Below are 23,558 nucleotides of genomic sequence, written 5' to 3'. Positions count from 1 at the left end.
GAAAGCGAGGAGCGAGTCACAGGCGGCGCGGCCGGTTCGGCCTGGCTCGGGACTGACGGCCGGGGCGTGCGTGGCGCCCGGTGTCGGTGGGGTTAGGGTCGGGCCGACCGCACCACTGTGACCCCTGGGGGAAACGATGCCGCAGATCTCCGTCGACTACTCGTCCGGCCTGGCCGGGTCCTTCGAGCGCCGGGCGCTGGGCCTGGCGATCAACCGGCTGGCGGAGGAGACGATCGACGCCAAGCCGGGGTCCTGCAAGACGCTGTTCCGGCAGAGCGAGGACCTGGTGGTCGGCTCCGACGGGCCGGTGGGCGACGCCCAGGTGTACGTCGAGTTCCAGGTGTTCCCGGGCCGTACGCCGGAGGCGAAGGCGGCGCTGAGCGAGGGCGTGCTGGCGCTGCTGGCGCAGCACGTGCGGCCGGCGCCGGGGACGCGGCTGTTCACCGCGGTGAACATCGCGGACATCGACCGGGAGAGCTACCGCGGCGGAGTCGTCCAGGGCTGACACCGGGCGGGTCGGCCGGTGACACCCGGTAACGTAGCGGACCGTGACTACCTGGATCTGGGCCGGCGTGGCCGTGGTGCTGTTCGGCATGTACCTGAGTTGGACGGCCGGCCGTCTGGACCGGCTGCACGCCCGGATCGACGCCGCGCGGGCGGCGCTGGACGCGCAGCTGGTCCGGCGGGCGTCGGTGGCGATGGAGCTGGCGACGTCCTCGCTGCTGGACCCGGCGGCCTCGCTGCTGCTGCTGGACGCGGCGCACGCGGCCCGGCAGGCCGAGGACGAGCAACGCGAGGTGGCGGAGAGTCAGTTGAGCCTGGCGCTGCGGGCGGTGTTCGAGGAGTCGGAGCAGGTGGCGGCGCTGGTCGCGGAGCCGGGGGGCGACGAGGCGGTTCGTGATCTGACGGCCGCGGTGCGGCGGGTGCCGATGGCCCGCCGGTTCCACAACGACGCGGTGCGGGCGGCGCGGGCGGTGCGGGAGCACCGGCTGGTGCGGTACTTCCGGTTGGCGGGCAAGGCGCCGTTCCCGCTGGCCTTCGAGATGGACGACGCCCCGCCGCCCGCCCTTACGCCCGAGGGAGCGCCTGCTTAGGCTGTCCTCGGATACGGCCCGTTTGTCGCATCCCGTCGTCCGGGCTGGACTTGGTGGCGCATGGTTGGGCCATCCGATCTGCCTACCATAGGGCGATAGCACTGGTTAATCTTCGAGTGAGGTCTCACGTGTCCACCACCCCCACCACCGCAGACCAGCCGCAGATCGGTACCGCCCGGGTCAAGCGCGGCATGGCCGAGCAGCTCAAGGGCGGTGTGATCATGGATGTGGTCAACGCCGAGCAGGCGAAGATCGCCGAGGACGCCGGCGCGGTGGCCGTCATGGCGCTGGAGCGGGTTCCGGCCGACATCCGCAAGGACGGCGGCGTGGCCCGCATGTCCGACCCGAACATGATCGAGGAGATCATCGAGGCGGTCTCCATCCCGGTGATGGCCAAGTCCCGCATCGGGCACTTCGTGGAGGCCCAGGTCCTGCAGTCGCTGGGTGTCGACTACATCGACGAGTCCGAGGTGCTGACCCCGGCCGACGAGGTCAACCACTCCGACAAGTGGGCCTTCACCACCCCCTTCGTCTGCGGCGCCACCAACCTGGGCGAGGCCCTGCGCCGCATCGCCGAGGGTGCGGCCATGATCCGCTCGAAGGGCGAGGCCGGCACCGGCAACGTCGTCGAGGCCGTCCGCCACCTGCGCCAGATCAAGAACGAGATCGGCCAGCTGCGGGCACTGGACCACAACGAGCTGTACGCCGCCGCCAAGGAGCTGCGCGCCCCGTACGAGCTGGTCAAGGAGGTCGCCGAGCTCGGCAAGCTGCCGGTCGTGCTGTTCTCCGCCGGTGGCGTGGCCACCCCGGCCGACGCCGCGCTGATGCGCCAGCTGGGCGCCGAGGGCGTCTTCGTCGGCTCCGGCATCTTCAAGTCGGGCGACCCGGCCAAGCGTGCCGCCGCCATCGTGAAGGCCACCACCTTCTTCGACGACCCGAAGATCATCGCGGACGCCTCCCGCAACCTGGGCGAGGCCATGGTCGGCATCAACTGCGACACCCTGCCGGAGACCGAGCGCTACGCCAACCGCGGCTGGTAACCACCTCCGCCCTTCGCCCGGCCCGCCGCAGCGCCTCGGTGTGCGGCGGGCCGCGCCGCGTCCTTCCGTAGTAACGATCGATAGAGGTTGAAGACCGTGAGCACTCCAGTCATCGGCGTCCTCGCCCTCCAGGGCGACGTCCGCGAGCACCTGGTGGCGCTGGCCGAGGCCGACGCGCTGGCCCGTCCGGTGCGCCGCGCCGAGGAGCTGGCCGAGGTCGACGCGCTGGTGATCCCCGGCGGGGAGTCCACCACCATGTCCAAGCTGGCCCTGCTGTTCGGCGTGATGGAGCCGCTGCGCGAGCGGGTCGCGGCCGGCATGCCGGTGTACGGCACCTGCGCGGGAATGATCATGCTGGCCGACAAGATCCTCGACGGCCGCGAGGACCAGGAGAGCGTCGGCGGCATCGACATGACGGTGCGCCGCAACGCCTTCGGCCGGCAGAACGAGTCCTTCGAGTCCGGCCTCGCCTTCAAGGGCCTGGAGGAGCAGCCGGTGCACGGCGTCTTCATCCGCGCCCCCTGGGTCGAGGCGGTCGGCGCGGGCGTCGAGGTGCTGGCGGAGCTGCCCGGCGCCGACGGCCCGGAGAGCCGGATCGTGGCCGTGCGCCAGGGCAACCTGCTGGCCACCTCGTTCCACCCGGAGCTCACCGGCGACCACCGCGTGCACGCCTACTTCGTGCGGATGGTCGAGGAGCACCTCGCCGCCCGCTAGGCGGTGGTGGCCGTGTGCGTCCCACCCGTGACGACACCGGTAAGATCTCAGCTGTTTCATTTCCATTTGGCGACGTAAAGGAGCTGGCGATGTCCGGCCACTCTAAGTGGGCTACCACCAAGCACAAGAAGGCCGTGATCGACGCCAAGCGCGGCAAGCTCTTCGCCAAGATGATCAAGAACATCGAGGTGGCGGCGCGTACCGGCGGTCCCGACCCGGCGGGCAACCCGACCCTCTACGACGCCATCCAGAAGGCGAAGAAGAGCTCGGTCCCGATCGACAACATCAACCGCGCCGTCAAGCGCGGTGGCGGTCTGGAGGCCGGCGGCGCCGACTACCAGACCATCATGTACGAGGGCTACGGCCCGAACGGTGTCGCCGTCCTGATCGAGTGCCTCACCGACAACCGCAACCGCGCGGCCTCCGACGTGCGCGTCGCGATGACCCGCAACGGCGGCTCGATGGCCGACCCGGGCTCGGTGTCGTACCTGTTCAACCGCAAGGGCGTCGTGATCGTCCCCAAGGCCGACGGCGTGGACGAGGACAAGCTGTTCGAGGTCGTCCTCGACCAGGAGCCGGAGGAGATCAACGACCTCGGCGACTCCTTCGAGATCGTCTCCGAGGCCTCCAAGATGGTCGCCGTGCGCACCGCGCTGGTGGACGCCGGTGTCGACTACGACTCGGCCGAGGCCAACTTCCTCCCGAGCATGCAGGTCGAGCTGGACGTCGAGGGCGCCCGCAAGATCCTCAAGCTGATCGACGCGCTGGAGGACAGCGACGACGTGCAGAACGTCTTCGCCAACTTCGACATCTCCGACGAGGTCGGCGCGCAGCTCGACTCCGAGTGACCCGGCGTCGCCCGTACGTCGGTGAGTGATCGTTCTCACTGCCCGGCCCGGTGGTCCCAGGACCGCCGGGCCGGTGTCGTCGGCGGGGTTGTCGGACCCGGGCGGTAGCCTTCGCGAAGGCCGCTCGCCGTGAGTGGCGGATCGGCGAGGGACGGGGCGTGGCGTGCGGGTGCTGGGTGTTGACCCGGGGCTGACCAGGTGCGGGGTCGGTGTGGTCGAGGGCACGCCGGGCCGGCCGCTGCGGATGGCCGGGGTGGGCGTGGTGCGCACACCGGCCGACGCCGAGATCGGGCAGCGGCTGCTGCTGGTGGAACAGGGGCTGGAGAGCTGGCTGGACGAGCACCGGCCCGACCTGGTCGCGGTCGAGCGGGTCTTCGCCCAGCACAACGTCCGCACCGTGATGGGCACGGCCCAGGCGAGCGCGGTCGCGATGCTCTGCGCCACCCGGCGCGGCATCCCGGTCACCCTGCACACCCCCAGCGAGGTCAAGGCCGCCGTCACCGGCTCGGGCCGGGCGGACAAGGCCCAGGTCACGGCCATGGTGCAGCGCCTGCTGCGGCTGGACGCCCCGCCCAAGCCCGCGGACGCGGCCGACGCGCTGGCGCTGGCGATCTGCCACATCTGGCGCGGCGGGACGACCAACCGGCTGCAGGCCGCGGCCCAGGCCGCCGCCCAGGCCGCCCGCTCCGGGCCCGCGCAGGGCCGCCCCTTCTCCGTGAAAGGCAGTAGTCGGTGATCGCCTTCGTGCAAGGACCGGTGGCGGCCATCGCCTCCGGCATCGCGGTGGTCGAGGTGGGTGGGGTCGGCATGGCCGTCCAGTGCACCCCGAACACCCTGGCCGGCCTGCGGCTCGGTGAGCCCGCCCGGCTGGCCACCTCGCTGGTGGTCCGGGAGGACTCGCTGACCCTGTTCGGCTTCGCCGACGACGACGAGCGGGCCGTGTTCGAGATCCTCCAGGCCGCGCCCGGCGTGGGCCCCAAGCTGGCGCAGGCGATCCTGGGCGTGCACAGCCCCGACGCGCTGCGCGCCGCGGTGGCGGGCGGGGACGAGAAGGCGCTGGTCGCGGTGCCGGGCATCGGCAAGGCGAAGGCGGCCAAGCTGCTGCTGGAGTACAAGGACAAGCTGGGCGCCCCGCACGGCGCGGTGCCCGCGCAGAAGCCGATCGCCGCCGGCCCCGCGCCGTGGAGCGAGCAGCTGCACGCCGCGCTGACCGGCCTCGGCTACGCCCCGCGCGAGGCGGACGACGCGGTCGCCGCCGTCGCCCCGGAGGCGGAGGCCCAGCAGACGCCGGACGTCGGCGCCCTGCTGCGGCTGGCCCTGCGCGGCCTCAACCGCGCCCGCTGAATCCACCTGACGACCTGTCCGTTTGTCGACACCGACACCGGAGACTCTGGAGCCCGCGAGGATGTACGACTCGGAACCCGCCGACCGGCTGGTGACCGCCGCCGCCGACGGCGAGGACCAGGCGGTCGAGGCCGCGCTGCGCCCCAAGGCGCTGGACGAGTTCATCGGCCAGGAGCGGGTGCGCGAGCAGCTGTCCCTGGTGCTCCAGGCGGCCCGCCAGCGCGGCAGCGCGCCCGACCACGTGCTGCTGAGCGGCCCGCCCGGACTGGGCAAGACCACCCTCTCCATGATCATCGCCGCCGAGCTGGGCGCCCCGATCCGGATCACCTCCGGCCCGGCCATCCAGCACGCGGGGGACCTCGCGGCGATCCTCTCCTCGCTCACCGAGGGCGAGGTGCTCTTCCTCGACGAGATCCACCGGATGTCCCGGCCCGCCGAGGAGATGCTCTACATGGCGATGGAGGACTTCCGGGTCGACGTGATCGTCGGCAAGGGTCCGGGCGCCACCGCCATCCCGCTGGAGCTGCCGCCCTTCACCCTGGTCGGCGCCACCACCCGGGCCGGGCTGCTGCCGCCGCCGCTGCGCGACCGCTTCGGCTTCACCGGGCACATGGAGTTCTACGCCCCGGCCGAGCTCCAGCGGGTGGTGCACCGCTCGGCCGCGCTGCTGGACGTCGAGATAGACCCGGCCGGTGCGGCCGAGATCGCCGGGCGCTCGCGCGGCACCCCGCGCATCGCCAACCGGCTGCTGCGCCGGGTCCGCGACTACGCCCAGGTCCGGCACGACGGCGTGGTCAGCGCCGGGATCGCCGCCCGGGCGCTGGACGTCTACGAGGTGGACGCCCGCGGCCTGGACCGGCTGGACCGCGCGGTGCTGGACGCACTGCTCCGGCTGTTCGGCGGCGGCCCGGTCGGCCTGTCGACCCTCGCCGTCGCGGTGGGGGAGGAGGCCGAGACGGTCGAGGAGGTGGCCGAGCCCTTCCTGGTCCGCGAGGGCCTGCTCGCCCGCACCCCGCGCGGCCGGATCGCCACCGCCGCCGCCTGGCAGCACCTGGGCCTGACCCCGCCGGTCCAGACCACTCGGGGCAGCGTGCCGCCCCAGCCGGAGCTGTTCCGGCCGGACGGAAGTTGACCGCTCTCGGCCGAACGGGTGAGACCTGGCCGTCGGTTCCCACCCCTCCCCGGTGCGGTGCCCCGGGGAGGGGGCAGGGGAGAAGTCCCGGGAATCGGTGCAGGCGGAGGGTCGCCACTTTCGGCGGCAGGATGCGATGCTTGGCGTTGTCCGATCAGTTCGGGGTCGCCTAGACTCCGCCGGACCGCCCCTCTCACCTGACGGGCCGACCCATACCACACAGGCCGCCGGCCGGCGGCCCGTAAAGGACCCTGGCTGCTGTGAACCTCATCATCCTCCTCCTCCCGATCATCGCGATCGTGCTCATGTTCCGGTCGCAGAAGAAGCGCCAGTCGCAGATGCAGCAGATGCAGACGTCGCTGGAGCCCGGGGCGGGGGTGCGCACCATCGGCGGCCTGTACGCCCAGGTGAAGGCGGTCAACGACGAGACCGTCGAGCTGGAGCTCGCGCCCGGCGTGGTCTCCCACTTCACGAAGAGCGCCATCGCGGCCGTCCTGGACCCCCAGGAGTACGACGCGATCATCAACGGTCGTCCCGCCGACGACGAGCTGTCCGAGCCGGAGGCCGAGGACGCCGACGCCGCGCCGGTCGAGGACAAGCCGCTGACGCTCACCAAGGACAGCGCCGAGAAGGGCGATGTCAAGGGGGATGTCGAGGGCGGGGCTCCCGCGAGCAAGTAGTACGGCCGGGCAACCCGCCCGGTCGCGCGGCGCAGTGCCGCGAGCCCACAGGACCTCAGGGCCGCAGACCCGCCATGCCCCCGTTCCGCCACGAGCCGGACGGGGGTCCGGTCGGCGAAGTGGCATGGACAGGGAGAAACGAGCAAGGTGGCAACACCCAAGTCGCGCCCGCGCGACGGCTACCCAGGGCGGGCGCTGGCCCTCATCCTGGTCGTCACCGTCGGACTGGTCGCCCTCATGTTCGGGACGGGCAACACCAAGCCCCGGCTCGGTATCGACCTCGCAGGCGGCACCAGCATCACGCTGACCGCGAAGTCGAAGGATCCCAAGGCGATCAACAAGGCGAACATGGACATCGCCGTCGGGATCATGGAGCGCCGCGTCAACGGGATGGGTGTCTCCGAGGCGGAGGTCCAGACCCAGGGCTCGGACACGATCATCGTGAACATCTCCAAGGGCGGCGACAAGCAGAACGCGGCGGACCAGGTCGGCACCACCGCCCAGCTGTTCTTCCGTCCGGTCCTGGCGGTCGCGCCGAGCGGCTTCACCCCGCCCGTGCCCACCGGCACCCCGTCCGCGGGCGCCTCGGGCACCCCGAGCGCCGCCCCGTCGGGCAGCGCGACCCCCACGGCCGGTGCGAGCGGCTCCGCGAGCCACGCACCCACCGCGTCCGCCAGTGCGAGCGCCACCAAGCAGGGCCGCTCCGTCGGTGAGGCCCTGGCCGCCGAGGGCTCCTCCCCGAGCGCCGCCGCCACGGGCGTCAGCGGCACCCCGTCCGCCCCCGCCACCGGGTCGGCCGCCCCGTCCGCCTCGGGCACCCCGAGCGCCCAGGCCACCCAGCCGAGCGCCGCCGACGTGTCCGCGGCGATGACCCAGGGCACCGTGCCGCCGGAGCTGGCCGCCGCGTTCGCCAAGCTCGACTGCACCAAGCCGGAGGAGCGCGCGGCGCAGACCGGCGCCGTGGACAAGGCCGTCGTCGTCTGCTCGCAGAAGCCCGTCAAGGGCGGCTACTACGAGAAGCTGGCGCTCGGCCCCGTCGCGGTCAAGGGCTCGGACGTCTCCAAGGCCCAGCCCAGCCTCGACACCCAGACGGGTGCCGGCTGGCAGGTCCAGCTGCAGTTCAACGGCACCGGCACCGACGCCTTCACCAAGGTCACCGGCCAGCTCGCCTCCCAGACCCCGCCGAACAACCAGTTCGCGATCGTGCTGGACAACCAGGTCGTCTCGCACCCGCAGGTCAACGGCCCGATCCCCGGCGGCAGCGCCGTGATCACCGGCCAGTTCAGCCAGGCCGAGGCGCAGGACCTCTCCAATGTGCTGAGCTACGGCGCCCTGCCGCTGGAGTTCAACAAGGGCGACGTCACCACCGTCTCCCCGGCGCTCGGCAGCGACCAGCTCAAGGCGGGTCTGGTCGCCGGCGCGATCGGCATGCTGCTGGTGGTCGCCTACTCGCTGATCTACTACCGCGGCCTCGGCCTGGTCTCGATCGCCGGTCTGGTCGTCTCGGCGGCCCTGACCTACTCGATCATGAGCCTGCTCGGCGGCGGGATCGGCTTCGCGCTGAACCTGCCCGCGGTCTGCGGTGCGATCGTCGCGATCGGCATCACCGCCGACTCCTTCATCGTGTACTTCGAGCGCATCCGCGACGAGGTCCGCGAGGGCGCCCCGCTGCGCCCGGCCGTCCAGCGGGCCTGGCCGCGGGCCCGACGCACCATCCTGGTCTCGGACTTCGTCTCCTTCCTCTGTGCCGCGGTGCTCTACGTGGTCTCGGTCGGCAAGGTCCAGGGCTTCGCGTTCACCCTGGGTCTGACCACCGCGCTGGACGTCGTGGTGATCTTCCTCTTCACCAAGCCGATGATCACGCTGCTGGCCCGGCGGAAGTTCTTCTCCGACGGCCACCCGTGGTCCGGCCTGGACCCGAAGCGGCTGGGCGCCCGCCCGCCGCTGCGCAGCACCCGTCGTCGTAACCCCTCCTCTGCCGCCGTGAAGGAGGCCTGACACCGTGTCGCGCTTCTCCAATCTGGGTCACCGGCTCTACCAGGGCGAGGTCAGCTTCGACTTCGTCGGCCGCCGCAAGCTCTGGTACTCGATCTCCGGCGTGATCGTGCTGGTCGCGGCGATCGGCCTGGCGATGGGCCTGCACCTGGGCATCGAGTTCAAGGGCGGCTCGGTCTACACCGTGACCAAGCCGGGCCTGACGGTCTCCCAGGCCCAGGACACCGCCGACGGGATCGTCTCCTCGCACCCGCTGGTGCAGTCGACGGACAACGACAAGATCCGCATCCAGGTCAGCACCGACGAGACGAAGAGCTCGGACGAGATCCGCTCGCAGCTCTCGCAGAAGCTCGGCGTGCCGCTGGACACCGTCGAGGCCCAGGTGATCGGCCCCAGCTGGGGCAAGCAGATCTCCAACAAGGCGCTCACCGGCCTGGTCGTCTTCATGGTCCTGGTGACGGTCTACCTGGCGATCGCCTTCGAGTGGCGGATGGCGGTGGCCGCCCTGGTCGCCCTCATCCACGACCTCCTGATCACCATCGGCGTCTACGCCCTGGTGGGCTTCGAGGTCACCCCCGGTACGGTGATCGGCTTCCTGACCATCCTCGGGTACTCGCTCTACGACACGGTCGTCGTCTTCGACACCGTGAAGGAGAACGCCAAGGGGATCACCAAGCAGAACAAGCTCACCTACAGCGAGGCGGCCAACGCGGGCCTCAACCAGACCCTGGTGCGCTCGCTCAACACCACCGTGGTGGCGCTGCTGCCGGTCGCCGCGCTGCTGTTCATCGGTGGCGGCCTGCTGGGCGCCGGCACCCTGAACGACATCTCGCTCGCGCTGTTCATCGGCCTCGCGGCCGGTGCCTACTCCTCGATCTGCGTCGCCACCCCGCTGCTGGCGCAGCTCAAGGAGGAGCAGCCGGAGATGAAGGCGCTGCGCAAGCGCGTCCTGCAGCACCGGGCCGCCGCGGCGGCCAAGGGCGAGGCCGCCGATGCGACGGCGTCGGACGAGGGTGCGGAGGACGACCAGCCTGCGGGTATGGTCGGTCAGCGCGGCCGGTCGGCCGGCACCACGCGTGCCAAGGGCCGTCCGTCCACCAAGCGCTGAACCGCACCCGACCCTGAGGACAGAACACCGTGACCACCGCCGACACCGCACTGGCCGAGCTGCTGAACAGCCGGATCCGGGACGTCCCGGACTACCCGAAGCCGGGTGTGCTGTTCAAGGACATCGCGCCGCTGCTCGCCGACGCCGAGGCCTTCGGCGCCCTCACCCGGGCGCTGGCGGACCGGGCGCTGGAGCTCGGGGCGACCAAGGTGGTGGGCCTGGAGGCGCGCGGCTTCGTGCTGGCGGCTCCGGCGGCCTTCGCGGCCGGGCTCGGCTTCGTGCCGGTCCGCAAGGCCGGGAAGCTGCCCGGCGAGGTGTTCCGGCGCTCGTACGAGCTGGAGTACGGCTCGGCGACGCTGGAGGTGCAGTGCGACGCCTTCGCGCCCGGTGAGCGGGTGCTGGTGGTGGACGACGTGCTGGCCACCGGTGGCACCATCGGTGCCTCGCTGGACCTGGTGAAGGAGGCCGGCGCCGAGCTGGCGGGCGTCGTGGTGCTGATGGAGCTGGGCTTCCTGGACGGCCGCGAGCGGCTGTCCGGGCACCTGGGCGACGCGCCGCTGGAGACGCTGGTCACGGTCTGAGAGGCAGGACGGAAGGACGGCGGTCGGATCATCCGATCGCCGTCCTTCTGCTTTCGGGCCCGGCCCGATGAACACCGGGCCGCCCGGCTCGGTACCATGAAGATTCATCCCCTCCCGGTTGTGCCCGGACCGCACGGGCCTCGGCGGGGGTCGGCCCCGGTGCCCCGAGGAGTGTCCTTGCCCGACGAGGTTGTGCCCACGGCCGCAGCGGCCGCCCCCGAGAACCGCCCCACGCCCTCGGGGGCCACCCCGGCACGCCCGACGCCGGCCTCCTCGCGCCAGCTCGCCCCGCTCGGCCGCGGCTCCGGCAGCGGGATGCGCGCCCGGCTGGCCCGCCTCGGCGGCCAGCGCTCCAGCGTGCTGAACCCCGTCCTGGAGCCGCTGTTCCGCTCGATCCGGGCGAACGACCCCAAGGCCGACCCGGCGCTGCTGCGCGACATCGAGCGCGCCTACGCCGTCGCCGAGAAGTGGCACCGCGGGCAGAAGCGCAAGAGCGGCGACCCGTACATCACCCACCCGCTGGCGGTCGCGACCATCCTGGCCGAGCTCGGCATGGACGCCCCGACCCTGATGGCCGGGCTGCTGCACGACACGGTCGAGGACACCGACTACGGCCTGGAGACCCTGCGCAAGGACTTCGGCGACTCGGTGGCCCTGCTGGTCGACGGCGTCACCAAGCTGGACCGGGTCAAGTTCGGCGAGGCCGCGCAGGCCGAGACCGTCCGCAAGATGGTCGTCGCGATGGCCAAGGACCCGCGGGTCCTGGTGATCAAGCTCGCCGACCGCCTGCACAACATGCGCACCATGCGCTACCTCAAGCGGGAGAAGCAGGAGAAGAAGGCCCGCGAGACGCTGGAGATCTACGCCCCGCTGGCGCACCGGCTGGGCATGAACACCATCAAGTGGGAGCTGGAGGACCTCGCCTTCGCGATCCTCTACCCCAAGATGTACGACGAGATCGTCCGGCTGGTCGCCGAGCGCGCCCCCAAGCGGGACGAGTACCTGGCGACCGTCATCGACCAGGTCCAGGCGGACCTGCGCGGCGCCCGGATCACCGCCTCCGTCACCGGCCGGCCGAAGCACTACTACTCGGTCTACCAGAAGATGATCGTCCGGGGCCGGGACTTCGCCGAGATCTACGACCTGGTGGGCATCCGGGTCCTGGTCGACACCGTCCGCGACTGCTACGCGGCGCTGGGCACCATCCACGCGCGGTGGAACCCGGTGCCGGGGCGGTTCAAGGACTACATCGCGATGCCCAAGTTCAACATGTACCAGTCGCTGCACACCACGGTGATCGGTCCCGGCGGCAAGCCCGTCGAACTCCAGATCCGCACCTTCGACATGCACCGGCGGGCCGAGTACGGCATCGCCGCGCACTGGAAGTACAAGCAGCGCGCCGTCGCCGGGGCCTCCAAGGTCCGCACCGACACCCCGACCCAGGTCCGCAAGGACGACAAGGCCGGCGCCGTCAACGAGATGGCCTGGCTGCGGCAGCTGCTGGACTGGCAGAAGGAGACCGCCGACCCGGGCGAGTTCCTGGAGTCGCTGCGCTTCGACCTGGCCAGCAACGAGGTCTTCGTCTTCACCCCCAAGGGTGACGTGATAGCCCTGCCCGCCGGCGCCACCCCGGTCGACTTCGCCTTCGCGGTGCACACCGAGGTCGGCTACCGGACCATAGGGGCCCGGGTCAACGGCCGCCTGGTGCCGCTGGAGTCGACGCTGGAGAACGGCGACACCGTCGAGGTGTTCACCTCCAAGGCCGAGAACGCCGGACCCTCCCGGGACTGGCTGGGCTTCGTCAAGTCCCCGCGCGCCCGCAACAAGATCCGCGCCTGGTTCTCCAAGGAGCGCCGCGAGGAGGCGATCGAGCACGGCAAGGAGGCGATCGTCCGGGCGATGCGCAAGCAGGGCCTGCCGATCCAGCGGATCCTGACCGGCGACTCGCTGGTCACCCTGGCCCACGAGATGCGCTACCCCGACATCTCCTCGCTCTACGCCGCCATCGGCGAGGGGCACGTCGCCGCGCAGAACATCGTCCAGAAGCTGGTCCAGGCGCTGGGCGGCGAGGAGGGGGCCACCGAGGACCTCGCCGAGACGGCCACCCCGACCCACGACAACCGGCGGGCCGTGCGCCGCCGGGCCAAGGGCGACCCGGGCGTGATCGTCAAGGGCGTCGAGGACGTCTGGGTCAAGCTGTCCCGCTGCTGCACCCCGGTGCCGGGCGACCCGATCGTCGGCTTCGTCACCCGCGGCAACGGCGTCTCGGTGCACCGCGCCGACTGCGTCAACGTCGAGTCGCTGAGCCAGCAGCCCGAGCGGATGATCGACGTCGAGTGGGCGGCCACCCAGTCCTCGGTCTTCCTGGTGGCCATCCAGGTCGAGGCGCTGGACCGCTCCCGGCTGCTCTCGGACGTCACCCGGGTGCTCTCCGACCAGCACGTCAACATCCTGTCGGCGGCGGTCCAGACCTCCCGGGACCGGGTGGCGATGAGCCGCTTCACCTTCGAGATGGGCGACCCGAAGCACCTGGGCCACGTGCTCAAGGCGGTCCGCGGCGTCGAGGGCGTGTACGACGTCTACCGGGTCACCTCCGCCCGCAAGTGAGGCCCGGCGCGAGGAGGCCCGGCGCATGAGGCGCGGCGCGTGAGGACCGGCGCATGAGGAAGGCCCCCGGGGAGCACCCCGGGGGCCATCGCCGTTCAGCGGGCCGGATCAGCCGCTGAACTCCTCCTGGCTCTTGTGCGCCTGCTCCAGCAGGGTCTGCACGCCGGACAGCTCGGACTCCAGCTTGGCGATCCGGCTGCTGTTGCCGGCCGCGCGGGCCTTGTCCAGGTCGGCCTGGATCTTGTCGGCCTTGGCCTGGAACAGTCCGACCATGCCGGCCGCGCGGGCCTTGGCCTCCGGGTTGGAGCGCTTCCACTCGGCGTCCTCGGCCTCGCGGATGGCCCGCTCGACCGCGTTCAGCCGGCCGTCCAGCTTCGGACGGATGTCGCGCGGGACGTGGCCGATGGCCTCCCAGCGCTCGTTGACCTCGCGCAGCGCGGCCTTGGCGGCCTTGAGGTCGGTGATCGGCAGGATCGCCTCGGCCTCGGCGGCCAGCGCCTCCTTGAGCTTCTGGTTCTCCACCTGCTCGGCGTCGCGCTCGCTGAACACCGCGGAACGGGCCTGGAAGAACACGTCCTGGGCGCCGCGGAACCGCGCCCACAGCTCGTCCTCGACGTCCCGCTGCGCCCGGCCGGCGGACTTCCAGCGCGCCATCAGGTCGCGGTAGGCGGCCGCGGTGCTACCCCAGTCGGTGGACGAGGAGAGCGCCTCGGCCTCGGCGACCAGCGCCTCCTTGGTCTGCCGGGCCTGCTCGCGCTCGGCGTCCAGGGTGGCGAAGTGCGCCTTGCGGTGCTTGGAGAAGACCGAGCGGGCGTGCGAGAAGCGGTGCCACAGCTCGTCGTCGCTCTTGCGGTCCAGCCGCGGCAGGCCCTTCCAGGTGTCCACCAGGGCGCGCAGCCGGTCCCCGGCCTCCCGCCACTGGGTGGACTCGGCGAGCTGCTCGGCCTCGGAGACCAGCGCCTCCTTGGCGGTGCGGGTCTCGTCCTGCGCCTTGGCGCGGGCGGCCTTGCGCTCCTCCCGCCGGCTCTCGATCTCACCGCTGAGCGTGTCCAGGCGCTTGGCCAGTGCGTCCAGGTCGCCGACCGCGTGTCCCTCGGTCACCTGGGCACGGAGGTGCTCCAGCGCGGTCTGGGCGTCCTTGGCGGCCAGGTCGGTGGTGCGCACCCGCTTCTCCAGCAGGCCGATCTCCACCTCGATGCCCTGGTACTTGCGCTCGAAGTAGGCGAGGGCCTCCTCGGGCGAGCCGGCCTGCCAGGAACCCACGACGCGTTCGCCGTCGGCCGTCCTGACGTACACCGTGCCCTGCTCGTCCACACGGCCCCACGGGTCGCTGCTCATAGCGCGTCCTCCACATGACGTCGCGCCCGCGCCGGGGCGGCGCACGACCGTCGTCCACAGTTGATGTGCGGCGGACCGATGAGTCCGCCGTCCCCGTCCGCCGTGCCTTGCTGCCGAGGGTGACGGCTAGGCGGGTCCGGGCACCCTATACAACGCCAACATAGGCGACCAGGACCGGTGCTGTCCGCATCCGGGCCGGGCGATTTCGGTCCGGGACCGGGCGGGGGGCGCTCCGCGCGCCCGCCGCCGGTGGTCCCTGGGCCGGTCAACCCTTGGACACCGTAACCGAGTTGAGGGTGACGTCGGCCATCGGGTGGCCGTCGCCGGCGCCCTCCAGGGTGCCCGCGGCGGCGATCTTCTGGACCACGTCCAGGCCGCCGGTGATCTTGCCGAACGGGGTGTAGTTCGGCGGCAGCTGGGTGTCCTTGTACACCAGGAAGAACTGGCTGCCGTTGGTGCCCGGGCCGGCGTTGGCCATCGCCACGGTGCCCGCCGGGTAGGTCGCGCCGGTCAGGTTCTCGTCCGCGAACTGGTAGCCGGGGCCGCCCGAACCCTTGGCCGTCGGGTCGCCGCACTGGAGCACGAAGATGCCGTCGGTGGTGAGCCGGTGGCACTTGGTGTGGTCAAAGTACTGCTCGCCCGCCAGGAAGTTGAACGAGTTCACGGTGTGCGGGGCCTTGGCCGCGTCCAGCGCGATGGTGACCTTGCCGCAGTTGCTGTCCAGCGACATGGTGTACGAGGCACCCTGGTCGACCGACATGGCCGGCTCGGCCTTGAACTGCTTGCCGTTGGGCGAGCCCGGCGCCGGGGCGGCGCAGCCCTCGACCGGCTTGCGGGTCGGGGTGGCGGCCGGGTCGGCCTTGGTCGGGTCGCCCTGGCTCGGCGCGGCCTGCGGGGTGGTGGCGGCCGAGGTGCTCTTGTCCTTGTCGGAGCTGAACGCGCCGCTGGCGAACAGCCCGCCGCCGCCGGCCAGGACCACCACCGCGAGCGAGGCGCCCAGGATCGTGTTGCGGCGCCTGCGGGCGGACGCCGCCTCGGCGCGGCGCTTCATCTGGCGCTCGTACTTCTCGCGGGCGAGCTGCCGCCGCCGCTGTTCGCTGCTGACCACCGGCCGTGTCTCCTGAGCATGTGCGGGAAAAGTGGATGGGTTCCGGAGCGGATCATCGCACCCATCGGCGGCCAAGTGTAGGGACCGGGCCCGTAAGGACGCGGTGAACCTGTCATGGCCCGGCCCGCCGCCGCCTATCTGGTTCGCAACCGGACCCGGACCGCCGGTAGGCTTCCCTTACGTCATCACTACTGGTAGCCACCGCAGCCCACCGCCGCACACACCCGAAGGACGCGCGTGTTCATCGCCGGATTCCCCGCTGGAGCCTGGGGCACCAACTGCTACCTGGTCGCGCCGGCGGCGGGCGAGGAGTGCGTCATCGTCGACCCCGGGCACCAGGCCGCGCAGGGCGTCGAGGAGCTCATCCGTGAGCACCGGCTCAAGCCCGTCGCCGTCCTGCTCACCCACGGCCACATCGACCACGTTGCCTCGGTGGTCCCGGTCTGCGGCGCCCGCGGCGTCCCGGCCTGGATCCACCCCGAGGACCGGTACATGATGTCCGACCCGGAGAAGGCGCTCGGCCGCTCCCTGGGCACCCAGTTGATGGGCGAGCTCACCGTCGGCGAGCCCGACGACGTGCGCGAGCTCACCGACGGCAGCGTGCTGGAGCTGGCCGGCCTGCGGCTCACCGTGGACCACGCCCCGGGCCATACCGGGGGGTCGGTGACCTTCCGGACGCCCGGTGCCGAGGACCTCCCCCCGGTGCTGTTCTCGGGCGACCTGCTGTTCGCCGGCTCCATCGGGCGTACCGACCTCCCGGGCGGCGACGGCGAAGCGATCATGCGCTCGCTGGCCCGGGTGTGCCTGCCCCTCGACGACTCCACCGTGGTCCTCTCCGGCCACGGCGGTCAGACCACCATCGGCCGCGAGCGCGCCACCAACCCCTACCTCCGACAGGCAGCGGGGGCGGCCGGCGCCCCGGCTTTCCCGCGACGAGGAATGTGACGGAAGAGAAGTTGAGCACCTTCACCGCCCCCAAGGGCACCTACGACCTGCTGCCCCCCAGCTCCGCGACCTTCCTGGCGATCCGCGAGCGCATCGCCGCGCCCGCCCGCCGGGCCGGTTACGGCTACGTCGAGACCCCGGTCTTCGAGGACGTGAAGCTGTTCTCCCGCGGTGTCGGCGAGTCCACCGACATCGTCTCCAAGGAGATGTACACCCTCACCACCAAGGGCGGCGACGAGCTCGCGCTGCGCCCCGAGGGCACCGCCTCGGTGCTGCGCGCCGCGCTCCAGGCCAACCTGCACAAGCAGGGCAACCTGCCGGTCAAGCTCTGGTACTCGGGCTCGTACTACCGCTACGAGCGCGCCCAGAAGGGCCGCTACCGCCAGTTCTCCCAGGTCGGCGCCGAGGCGATCGGCGCCGAGGACCCGGCGCTGGACGCCGAGCTGATCATCCTGGCCGACGACGCCTTCCGCGCGCTGGGGCTGAGCGACTACTCGCTGCTGCTCAACAGCCTCGGCGACAAGCAGTGCCGCCCGGTCTACCGCGCCGCCCTGATCGAGTTCCTCTCCGGCCTGGACCTGGACGAGGACACCCGCCGCCGCGCGGAGATCAACCCGCTGCGGGTGCTGGACGACAAGCGCGAGTCGGTGCAGGAGCAGCTGGTCGGCGCGCCGATGCTGCGCGACTTCCTGTGCGAGGAGTGCAAGGCGTACGACGAGAAGGTGCGCGAGCTGCTCACCGCCGCCGGCGTCGCCTTCGTCGACGACCCGAAGCTGGTCCGCGGCCTGGACTACTACACCCGCACCACCTTCGAGTTCGTGCACAACGGCCTCGGCGCCCAGTCCGCGATCGGCGGCGGCGGCCGCTACGACGGCCTGTCCGAGATGATCGGCGGTCCGGCGCTGCCGTCCGTCGGCTGGGCGCTCGGCGTGGACCGCACCTACCTGGCCCTGGAGGCCGAGGGCGTCGTCCTCGACCTGCCGGCCGCCACCTCCGTCTACGCCGTCGCGCTCGGCGAGGAGGCCAAGAACCTGCTGTTCGCCAAGGTGATCGAGCTGCGCCGGGCCGGCGTCGCCACCGACCTCGCCTTCGGCGTCAAGAGCATCAAGAACGCCATGAAGTCCGCCGACCGGTCCGGCGCCCGCTTCGCCCTGATCGCCGGTGACCGGGACCTCGCCGAGGGCGTCGTCCAGCTCAAGGACATGAGCACCGGAGAGCAGTCCCCCGTCGCCCTCGACGCACTCGTCACCACCTTGAAGGAGAAGCAGCTGTGATCCGCACGCACGACGCGGGCACGCTCCGCCCGGAGCACGCAGACACCACCGTCACCCTGGCCGGCTGGGTCGCCCGCCGCCGCGACCACGGCGGCGTCGCCTTCATCGACCTGCGCGACGCCTCCGGCACCGTGCAGATCGTGGTGCGCGACCTCGACTCGGTGCACGGCCTGCGCGCCGAGTACTGCGTCAAGGTCGTCGGCGACGTCCGGGTCCGCCCCGAGGGCAACGAGAACCCGGACATCCCGACCGGCGCGGTCGAGGTCGTCGTCAGCGACATCGAGGTGCTCTCCGAGGCCGCCCCGCTGCCGTTCCCGGTCGCCGAGTACGAGCCGGGCACGGTCAACGAGGAGGTCCGGCTGCGCTACCGCTACCTGGACCTGCGCCGTGAGGGCCCGGCCAAGGGCCTGCGGCTGCGCTCGAAGGTCAACAACATCATCCGCCGGGTGATGGAGGAGAACGACTTCCTCGACATCGAGACGCCGTACCTCACCCGCTCCACCCCCGAGGGCGCCCGCGACTTCCTCGTCCCGGTCCGCCTCCAGCCCGGTCACTGGTACGCGCTGCCGCAGTCGCCCCAGCTGTTCAAGCAGCTGCTGATGGTGGCCGGCATGGAGCGGTACTACCAGATCGCCCGCTGCTTCCGCGACGAGGACTTCCGCGCCGACCGCCAGCCGGAGTTCACCCAGCTGGACATCGAGGCCTCCTTCGTCGACCAGGAGGACATCCTGGCCCTCGGCGAGAAGATCGTCGGCTCGATCTGGCGCGAGGTCCACGGCTACGAGATCCCGAACCCGCTGCCGCGGATGACCTACGCGGACGCCATGGGCCGCTACGGCTCCGACAAGCCGGACGTCCGCTTCGGCCAGGAACTCACCGACCTCACCGAGTACTTCAAGGGCACCGAGTTCCGCGTCTTCCAGGCCCCGTACGTCGGTGCCGTGGTCATGCCCGGCGGCGCCTCGCAGCCGCGCAAGCAGCTGGACGCCTGGCAGGACTGGGCCAAGGCACGCGGCGCCAAGGGCCTCGCCTACGTGCTGATCGACGCCGAGACCGGCGAGCTGCGCGGCCCGGTCGCCAAGAACCTCTCCGAGGAGCACCTGGCCGGCCTCGCCGCCGCGGCCGGCGCCAAGAACGGCGACGCGGTCTTCTTCGCGGCCGGCAAGGAGCGCCCCTCGCAGGAGCTGCTCGGCGCCGCCCGCCTGGAGATCGGCCGCCGCTGCGGCCTGATCGACGAGTCCCAGTGGGCCTTCCTCTGGGTCGTCGACTTCCCGATGTTCGAGCCGATCGAGGACGACAAGGGCCAGTTCCAGGGCTGGCACGCGGTGCACCACCCGTTCACCGCCCCGACCGCGGAGTCGCTGGACACCTTCGACACCGACCCGGGCTCGGCCCTGTCCAACGCCTACGACCTGGTCCTCAACGGCTCGGAGCTGGGCGGCGGTTCGATCCGTATCCACCAGCGCGACGTCCAGAAGCGGGCGTTCGACGCGATCGGCCTCTCCGAGGAGGAGGCGGCCTCGCAGTTCGGCTTCCTGCTGGACGCCTTCAACTACGGCCCGCCGCCGCACGGTGGGGTCGCCTTCGGCCTCGACCGGATCGTCACGCTGCTCGGCGGCTACGACACCATCCGCGACGTCATCGCCTTCCCGAAGACGTCCACCGGGGGTGACCCGCTGACCGGCGCGCCGACCCCGATCACCCCGGCGCAGCGCCGCGAGGCCGGCGTGGACGCCCAGCCCAAGGTCCGCGAGGACGCCAAGTCCGAGGCGCAGCCCAAGAGCTGACGCCTCGTCATACGCGCTAACCTGCAACGGCCCCGGACGGTCCACCCACCGTCCGGGGCCGGTCCACAACGTGGTGTGACACAGGGAGGGTTGACCCGATGCAGGTCACCACGAGAGTCGAATGTCCGCAGGACGCCCCGGCGACCAGGCGCGTGCACATGGCCGCGTTCCCCGGGCCGGACGAGGCGGACCTGGTGGACGCGCTGCGCCGCGACCCGGCCTGGCTGCCCGGGCTGTCGCTGGTCGCGGTCGACGACGCCGGGCTGGTGATCGGCCATGCCCTGCTGACCCGGCTGCGGGTCGGTGACGGCGGCGGGTCCGGTGACGCGCTGGCGCTCGCGCCGGTGGCGGTGGCGCCCGAGTGGCAGCGCCGGGGCGTCGGCGAACTCGTCGTCCGGGCGGCGCTGTCGGCCGCCGAGGAGGCGGGGGAGAAGCTGGTGGTGGTGCTCGGCGACCCGGAGTACTACGGACGGTTCGGCTTCATCCCGGCCGGGCGGCACGAGGTCTCCGGCCCGTTCGAGGTGCCGGAGGCGTACTTCCAGGTGCTGCCGCTGGCGGCGTACGACGGCGACCCGCGCGGGCTGTGCCGCTACCCGGAGCCCTTCGTCGACGCCTAGCCGGAGCCCTCGTCGAGGTCCAGAGAGCGCCCGGCGAGCGGGTTCGCCCGTTCCTCCGGTCCGACCTGCGGGGTCACTGTTCTGCGCCTACGGTGAAGGGTCATCGGCAGGAGTCGGACGGAGGACCCGAGAGTGGCCAAGGGGCAGCAGCGGACCGCGAAGCCGGAACGACTGGCGAAGAAGCCGTACGAGCGGGAACTGCTGCGGCTGCAGCAGGAGTTGGTGCAACTCCAGGAGTGGGTGCGGGTCGAGGGCGCCCGCCTGGTGGTGATCTTCGAGGGGCGGGACGCGGCCGGCAAGGGCGGGGCGATCAAGCGGGTGACGGAGTACCTGAACCCACGCATCGCCCGGGTCGCGGCGCTGCCCACCCCGACCGAGCGGCAGAAGACCCAGTGGTACTTCCAGCGGTACGTCGAACACCTCCCGGCGGCCGGGGAGATCGTCCTGTTCGACCGCAGCTGGTACAACCGGGCCGGGGTCGAGCGGGTGATGGGCTTCTGCAGCGACGAGGAGTACTGGCAGTTCCTGCACCAGTGCCCGACCTTCGAGCAGATGCTGATCGAGGCGGGCATCCTGTTGCGCAAGTACTGGTTCTCGGTCAGTGACACCGAGCAGGAGCAGCGGTTCCGGGACCGGCTGGAGGACCCGATGAAGCGCTGGAAGCTCTCCCCGATGGACGTGGAGTCGATCACCCACTGGGAGGACTACTCACGGGCCAAGGACGAGATGTTCGTCTACACCGACATCCCGCAGTCGCCCTGGCACGTGGTGGAGAGCGACGACAAGCGGCGGGCCCGGATCAACATGATCGCCCACCTGCTCTCCACCGTCCCGTACCACGAGGTCGCCCCGCCGCGGATCGAGCTGCCGCCCCGCCCGGCCCCGCGCGGCTACCATCGGCCCCCGCGCGACCTCCAGAAGTACGTCCCGGACCACGCTGCCAGACTGGAGTAGACGGGGCCCCGGCCGGGCGCTGCTACCGAACGGCCCCGCGTGGCGCCCGGGCGTGCACAGGAGGCGCGCTCATGTTCGTCCGTACCGTCTACGCGACCGGTGATCCGGACCGGATCGGCGAGACCCTCGACGGCCTCGCCACCGAGGCCGTCGAGCTGCTCTCCGGGCAGCCCGGGTACCGCGGCTACGGCCTGTTCGTGGACCGGACCGTCGGCAAGATCACGATGGGCTCGTGGTGGGAGTCCGCCCAGGCCGAACGCGACAGCGACGCGGCGCTCGGTGAGCGCCGACGCGAGCTGCTGGCGCCGCTGGCCGGCACCGTGACCACGGACGTCTGGGAGGCCGTGGCGACGGCGCCGCCCGGTGTGGCCGGACCCGGCGCGATGTTCCGGCTGAGCAGGTCCGACATCGACCCGGCCAAGGTGGACACGGCGGCCGAGATCTTCCGGGACCAGGTGCTGCCGGTGCTGGAGAAGAAGGCCGGCTTCGTGACCGGCGCGATGCTGGCCGACCGCGCGACCGGCCGGCTGTCCGTGGGCTCGATCTACGCGGACCGGGCGAGCTTCGACGCCGCGCGGGGGCCGACGGCCGACTCCCGGGCGCGGGCGTTGGCCGCGCTGGGCGGCACGCTGCGGTCGCTGGAGGAGTTCGAGGTGGTCCTGCTGGACCGCCGGACCCCGGCGCAATAGCTCTGTCGGCGGCCTCAACTAGGCTTCCGGTGTGGACGAACCGGACCTCTTCACCGCCGCCGCCGAGGAACTCCAGACCAGGGAGCCCGGCCGGGCGCCGCTGGCCGTACGGATGCGCCCGCGCACCCTGGACGAGGTGGCCGGGCAGCGGCAGCTGTTGAAGCCCGGCTCGCCGCTGCGCCGGCTGGTGGCCAACTCCCGCGGGCCGGCCGCCACCAGCTCGGTGATCCTCTGGGGGCCGCCCGGCACCGGAAAGACCACCCTGGCGCATGTGATCAGCCAGGCCGTGGAGGGCCGCTTCGTCGAGCTGTCCGCGATCACCGCCGGGGTCAAGGAGGTCCGGGCGGTGATCGACGGCGCCCGGCGGGCGGTCGGCATGTCCGGCCGGGAGACGGTGCTGTTCCTGGACGAGATCCACCGCTTCTCCAAGGCCCAGCAGGACTCCCTGCTGCCCGCAGTGGAGAACCGCTGGGTCACCCTGATCGCGGCGACCACCGAGAACCCGTACTTCTCGGTGATCTCCCCGCTGCTGTCCCGCTCGCTGCTGCTCACCCTGGAGTCGCTCACCGACGAGGACATCCGGGCGCTGCTGCGCCGGGCGGTGGAGGACGAGCGCGGCCTGGAGGGCGCGCTGGAGCTGACCGCGGAGGCCGAGGACCACCTGGTGCGGCTCGCCGGCGGGGACGCCCGACGGGCGCTGACCACGCTGGAGGCGGCGGCCGGGGCGGCGCTGGAGAAGGGCGAGGCGAGCATCTCGCTGGCCACCACCGAGACCGCCGTGAACCAGGCGGCGGTGCGCTACGACAAGGACGGCGACCAGCACTACGACGTGGCCAGCGCGCTGATCAAGTCGATCCGCGGCAGCGACGTGGACGCCACCCTGCACTACCTGGCCCGGATGATCGAGGCGGGGGAGGACCCGCGGTTCATCGCCCGGCGGCTGATGATCTCGGCCAGCGAGGACGTCGGCCTGGCCGATCCGACGGCGCTGCAGACGGCGGTGGCGGCGGCCCAGGCGGTGGCGCTGATCGGCTTCCCGGAGGCCCGGATCATCCTGTCCCAGGCGGCCATCGCGCTGGCCCTGGCGCCGAAGTCCAACTCGGCCTACCTGGCGATCGACGCGGCGCTGGCGGACGTGCGGCAGGGGCTGGCGGGGGCCGTCCCGCCGCACCTGCGGGACGCCCACTACGGCGGGGCGGGCAAGCTCGGCCACGGCAAGGGCTACCAGTACCCCCACGACCTGCCGGAGGGCATCGCCGCCCAGCAGTACGCGCCGGACTCGGTGCACGGCCGGGAGTACTACCGGCCGAACCGGCGCGGCGGCGAGGTGCGGTACGCGGACACCGTGGAGTGGACGCGCGGGCGGCTGCGGGGGGAGCGCCGGGTGGAGAAGGCGGAGCCGAAGGCCGCGAAGCCGGAGCGGAAGGCCGAGAAGACGGCGGGCAAGCCGGAGCGGAAGGCCGAGAAGACGGCGGGCAAGCCGGAGCGGAAGGCCGAGCAGGAGCCCGGGACGAAGGGCGAGTGATCGACGGGTATACTTCGTCGGAGTGCCATGTCCCGGGACGGCGGCGGGGGAGACCCCACCGACCGGCCGCACCAGCGGGACATCGGCCGTAGGCCTCCTCCGGGAGGCCCGCAGCAGGAGCGTCGCGCACCGTTTCGGTGTCGCGGACGGCCCGGTTCCCCGGGCCCTTCGTGTGACC

22 protein-coding genes are annotated in these 23,558 nt (G+C 71.9%); 20 read left to right on the top strand and 2 right to left on the bottom strand.

The window, feature by feature from the left end; translation table 11 throughout:
• Window positions 1-136: 136 nt before the first annotated feature.
• The 13 genes from AB0F71_RS08985 (at window position 137) to AB0F71_RS08925 (ending at window position 13,143) form a co-directional block, all read left to right on the top strand.
• A complete protein-coding gene (locus AB0F71_RS08985; RefSeq protein WP_360230128.1) occupies window positions 137-505 on the top strand; it encodes an isomerase in 369 nt (122 codons plus the stop codon).
• A 43-nt stretch (window positions 506-548) separates the two neighbouring features.
• Complete coding sequence (locus AB0F71_RS08980; protein WP_360230127.1) at window positions 549-1,094, top strand: hypothetical protein; 546 nt, start codon at window positions 549-551, stop codon at window positions 1,092-1,094.
• A 128-nt stretch (window positions 1,095-1,222) separates the two neighbouring features.
• Window positions 1,223-2,134, top strand: coding sequence for a pyridoxal 5'-phosphate synthase lyase subunit PdxS (pdxS, locus tag AB0F71_RS08975; protein WP_360230125.1), 912 nt, complete (start codon window positions 1,223-1,225; stop codon window positions 2,132-2,134).
• Window positions 2,135-2,230: 96 nt separating this feature from the next.
• Complete coding sequence (gene pdxT, locus AB0F71_RS08970; RefSeq protein ID WP_360230123.1) at window positions 2,231-2,848, top strand: pyridoxal 5'-phosphate synthase glutaminase subunit PdxT; 618 nt, start codon at window positions 2,231-2,233, stop codon at window positions 2,846-2,848.
• An 89-nt stretch (window positions 2,849-2,937) separates the two neighbouring features.
• On the top strand, window positions 2,938-3,696 hold the full coding sequence (locus AB0F71_RS08965; RefSeq protein WP_360230121.1) for a YebC/PmpR family DNA-binding transcriptional regulator: 759 nt from the start codon (window positions 2,938-2,940) through the stop codon (window positions 3,694-3,696).
• A 163-nt stretch (window positions 3,697-3,859) separates the two neighbouring features.
• Window positions 3,860-4,432: a crossover junction endodeoxyribonuclease RuvC gene (gene ruvC, locus AB0F71_RS08960; RefSeq protein WP_360230119.1), complete on the top strand. Its 573-nt coding sequence runs from the start codon at window positions 3,860-3,862 to the stop codon at window positions 4,430-4,432.
• A complete protein-coding gene (gene ruvA, locus AB0F71_RS08955) occupies window positions 4,429-5,040 on the top strand; it encodes a Holliday junction branch migration protein RuvA (protein WP_360230117.1) in 612 nt (203 codons plus the stop codon). The genes ruvC and ruvA overlap by 4 nt, the downstream gene beginning before the upstream one ends.
• 61 nt (window positions 5,041-5,101) lie before the next feature.
• Complete coding sequence (ruvB, locus tag AB0F71_RS08950; RefSeq protein ID WP_360230115.1) at window positions 5,102-6,172, top strand: Holliday junction branch migration DNA helicase RuvB; 1,071 nt, start codon at window positions 5,102-5,104, stop codon at window positions 6,170-6,172.
• 260 nt (window positions 6,173-6,432) lie between these two features.
• Window positions 6,433-6,852: a preprotein translocase subunit YajC gene (gene yajC, locus AB0F71_RS08945; protein WP_360230113.1), complete on the top strand. Its 420-nt coding sequence runs from the start codon at window positions 6,433-6,435 to the stop codon at window positions 6,850-6,852.
• A gap of 237 nt (window positions 6,853-7,089) precedes the next feature.
• Window positions 7,090-8,850 (top strand): protein translocase subunit SecD, encoded by a 1,761-nt coding sequence (gene secD, locus AB0F71_RS08940; RefSeq protein ID WP_360230373.1) that lies wholly within the window; start codon window positions 7,090-7,092, stop codon window positions 8,848-8,850.
• A gap of 4 nt (window positions 8,851-8,854) precedes the next feature.
• A complete protein-coding gene (secF, locus tag AB0F71_RS08935) occupies window positions 8,855-9,955 on the top strand; it encodes a protein translocase subunit SecF (RefSeq protein WP_360230111.1) in 1,101 nt (366 codons plus the stop codon).
• A gap of 29 nt (window positions 9,956-9,984) precedes the next feature.
• The gene (locus AB0F71_RS08930; RefSeq protein ID WP_360230109.1) at window positions 9,985-10,536 is read left to right on the top strand and encodes an adenine phosphoribosyltransferase; all 552 of its coding nucleotides are present in this window, start codon (window positions 9,985-9,987) and stop codon (window positions 10,534-10,536) included.
• Window positions 10,537-10,728: 192 nt separating this feature from the next.
• Window positions 10,729-13,143 carry a bifunctional (p)ppGpp synthetase/guanosine-3',5'-bis(diphosphate) 3'-pyrophosphohydrolase gene (locus tag AB0F71_RS08925; protein ID WP_360230371.1) on the top strand — a complete coding sequence of 805 codons (2,415 nt, stop codon included), beginning with the start codon at window positions 10,729-10,731 and terminating at the stop codon, window positions 13,141-13,143.
• Window positions 13,144-13,251: 108 nt separating this feature from the next.
• Here the strand turns inward: AB0F71_RS08925 and AB0F71_RS08920 are convergent, their stop codons facing one another.
• Together AB0F71_RS08920 and AB0F71_RS08915 are read right to left on the bottom strand one after the other, a co-directional pair.
• Window positions 13,252-14,481, bottom strand: coding sequence for a DUF349 domain-containing protein (locus tag AB0F71_RS08920; protein WP_360230107.1), 1,230 nt, complete (start codon window positions 14,479-14,481; stop codon window positions 13,252-13,254).
• Window positions 14,482-14,746: 265 nt separating this feature from the next.
• Window positions 14,747-15,589, bottom strand: coding sequence for a peptidylprolyl isomerase (locus AB0F71_RS08915; RefSeq protein WP_360230105.1), 843 nt, complete (start codon window positions 15,587-15,589; stop codon window positions 14,747-14,749).
• A 237-nt stretch (window positions 15,590-15,826) separates the two neighbouring features.
• Here AB0F71_RS08915 and AB0F71_RS08910 point away from each other — a divergent pair, with 237 nt between their 5' ends.
• The 7 genes from AB0F71_RS08910 (at window position 15,827) to AB0F71_RS08880 (ending at window position 23,380) form a co-directional block, all read left to right on the top strand.
• Window positions 15,827-16,534: an MBL fold metallo-hydrolase gene (locus tag AB0F71_RS08910; RefSeq protein WP_360230103.1), complete on the top strand. Its 708-nt coding sequence runs from the start codon at window positions 15,827-15,829 to the stop codon at window positions 16,532-16,534.
• Window positions 16,535-16,545: 11 nt separating this feature from the next.
• Complete coding sequence (hisS, locus tag AB0F71_RS08905) at window positions 16,546-17,808, top strand: histidine--tRNA ligase (protein WP_360230101.1); 1,263 nt, start codon at window positions 16,546-16,548, stop codon at window positions 17,806-17,808.
• Window positions 17,805-19,595 (top strand): aspartate--tRNA ligase, encoded by a 1,791-nt coding sequence (aspS, locus tag AB0F71_RS08900; RefSeq protein ID WP_360230099.1) that lies wholly within the window; start codon window positions 17,805-17,807, stop codon window positions 19,593-19,595. Before hisS ends, aspS begins: the two co-directional genes overlap by 4 nt.
• Window positions 19,596-19,693: 98 nt before the next feature.
• Window positions 19,694-20,212 carry an N-acetyltransferase gene (locus AB0F71_RS08895; RefSeq protein ID WP_360230097.1) on the top strand — a complete coding sequence of 173 codons (519 nt, stop codon included), beginning with the start codon at window positions 19,694-19,696 and terminating at the stop codon, window positions 20,210-20,212.
• Between the two features lie 132 nt (window positions 20,213-20,344).
• A complete protein-coding gene (gene ppk2, locus AB0F71_RS08890; RefSeq protein ID WP_360230095.1) occupies window positions 20,345-21,166 on the top strand; it encodes a polyphosphate kinase 2 in 822 nt (273 codons plus the stop codon).
• Window positions 21,167-21,237: 71 nt separating this feature from the next.
• Complete coding sequence (locus AB0F71_RS08885) at window positions 21,238-21,855, top strand: antibiotic biosynthesis monooxygenase (protein ID WP_360230093.1); 618 nt, start codon at window positions 21,238-21,240, stop codon at window positions 21,853-21,855.
• Window positions 21,856-21,886: 31 nt separating this feature from the next.
• The gene (locus AB0F71_RS08880) at window positions 21,887-23,380 is read left to right on the top strand and encodes a replication-associated recombination protein A (protein WP_360230091.1); all 1,494 of its coding nucleotides are present in this window, start codon (window positions 21,887-21,889) and stop codon (window positions 23,378-23,380) included.
• Window positions 23,381-23,558: the final 178 nt, after the last annotated feature.

The sequence above is a fragment of the Kitasatospora sp. NPDC028055 genome, assembly GCF_040637885.1.
Classification (GTDB): domain Bacteria; phylum Actinomycetota; class Actinomycetes; order Streptomycetales; family Streptomycetaceae; genus Kitasatospora.
The sequence above is the reverse complement of the archived record's forward strand: the minus strand, read 5'-3'. Positions and strand labels throughout refer to the sequence as shown.

Excerpts from the sequence above, each read along its gene's own strand:
- AB0F71_RS08885 (WP_360230093.1), top strand. The coding sequence starts at position 21,238 with ATGTTCGTCCGTACCGTCTACGCGACCGGTGATCCGGACCGGATCGGC.
- AB0F71_RS08895 (WP_360230097.1), top strand. The coding sequence starts at position 19,694 with ATGCAGGTCACCACGAGAGTCGAATGTCCGCAGGACGCCCCGGCGACC.
- AB0F71_RS08965 (WP_360230121.1), top strand. The coding sequence starts at position 2,938 with ATGTCCGGCCACTCTAAGTGGGCTACCACCAAGCACAAGAAGGCCGTG.
- AB0F71_RS08920 (WP_360230107.1), bottom strand. The coding sequence starts at position 14,481 with ATGAGCAGCGACCCGTGGGGCCGTGTGGACGAGCAGGGCACGGTGTAC.
- ruvB (WP_360230115.1), top strand. The coding sequence starts at position 5,102 with ATGTACGACTCGGAACCCGCCGACCGGCTGGTGACCGCCGCCGCCGAC.
- secD (WP_360230373.1), top strand. The coding sequence starts at position 7,090 with ATGTTCGGGACGGGCAACACCAAGCCCCGGCTCGGTATCGACCTCGCA.
- AB0F71_RS08985 (WP_360230128.1), top strand. The coding sequence starts at position 137 with ATGCCGCAGATCTCCGTCGACTACTCGTCCGGCCTGGCCGGGTCCTTC.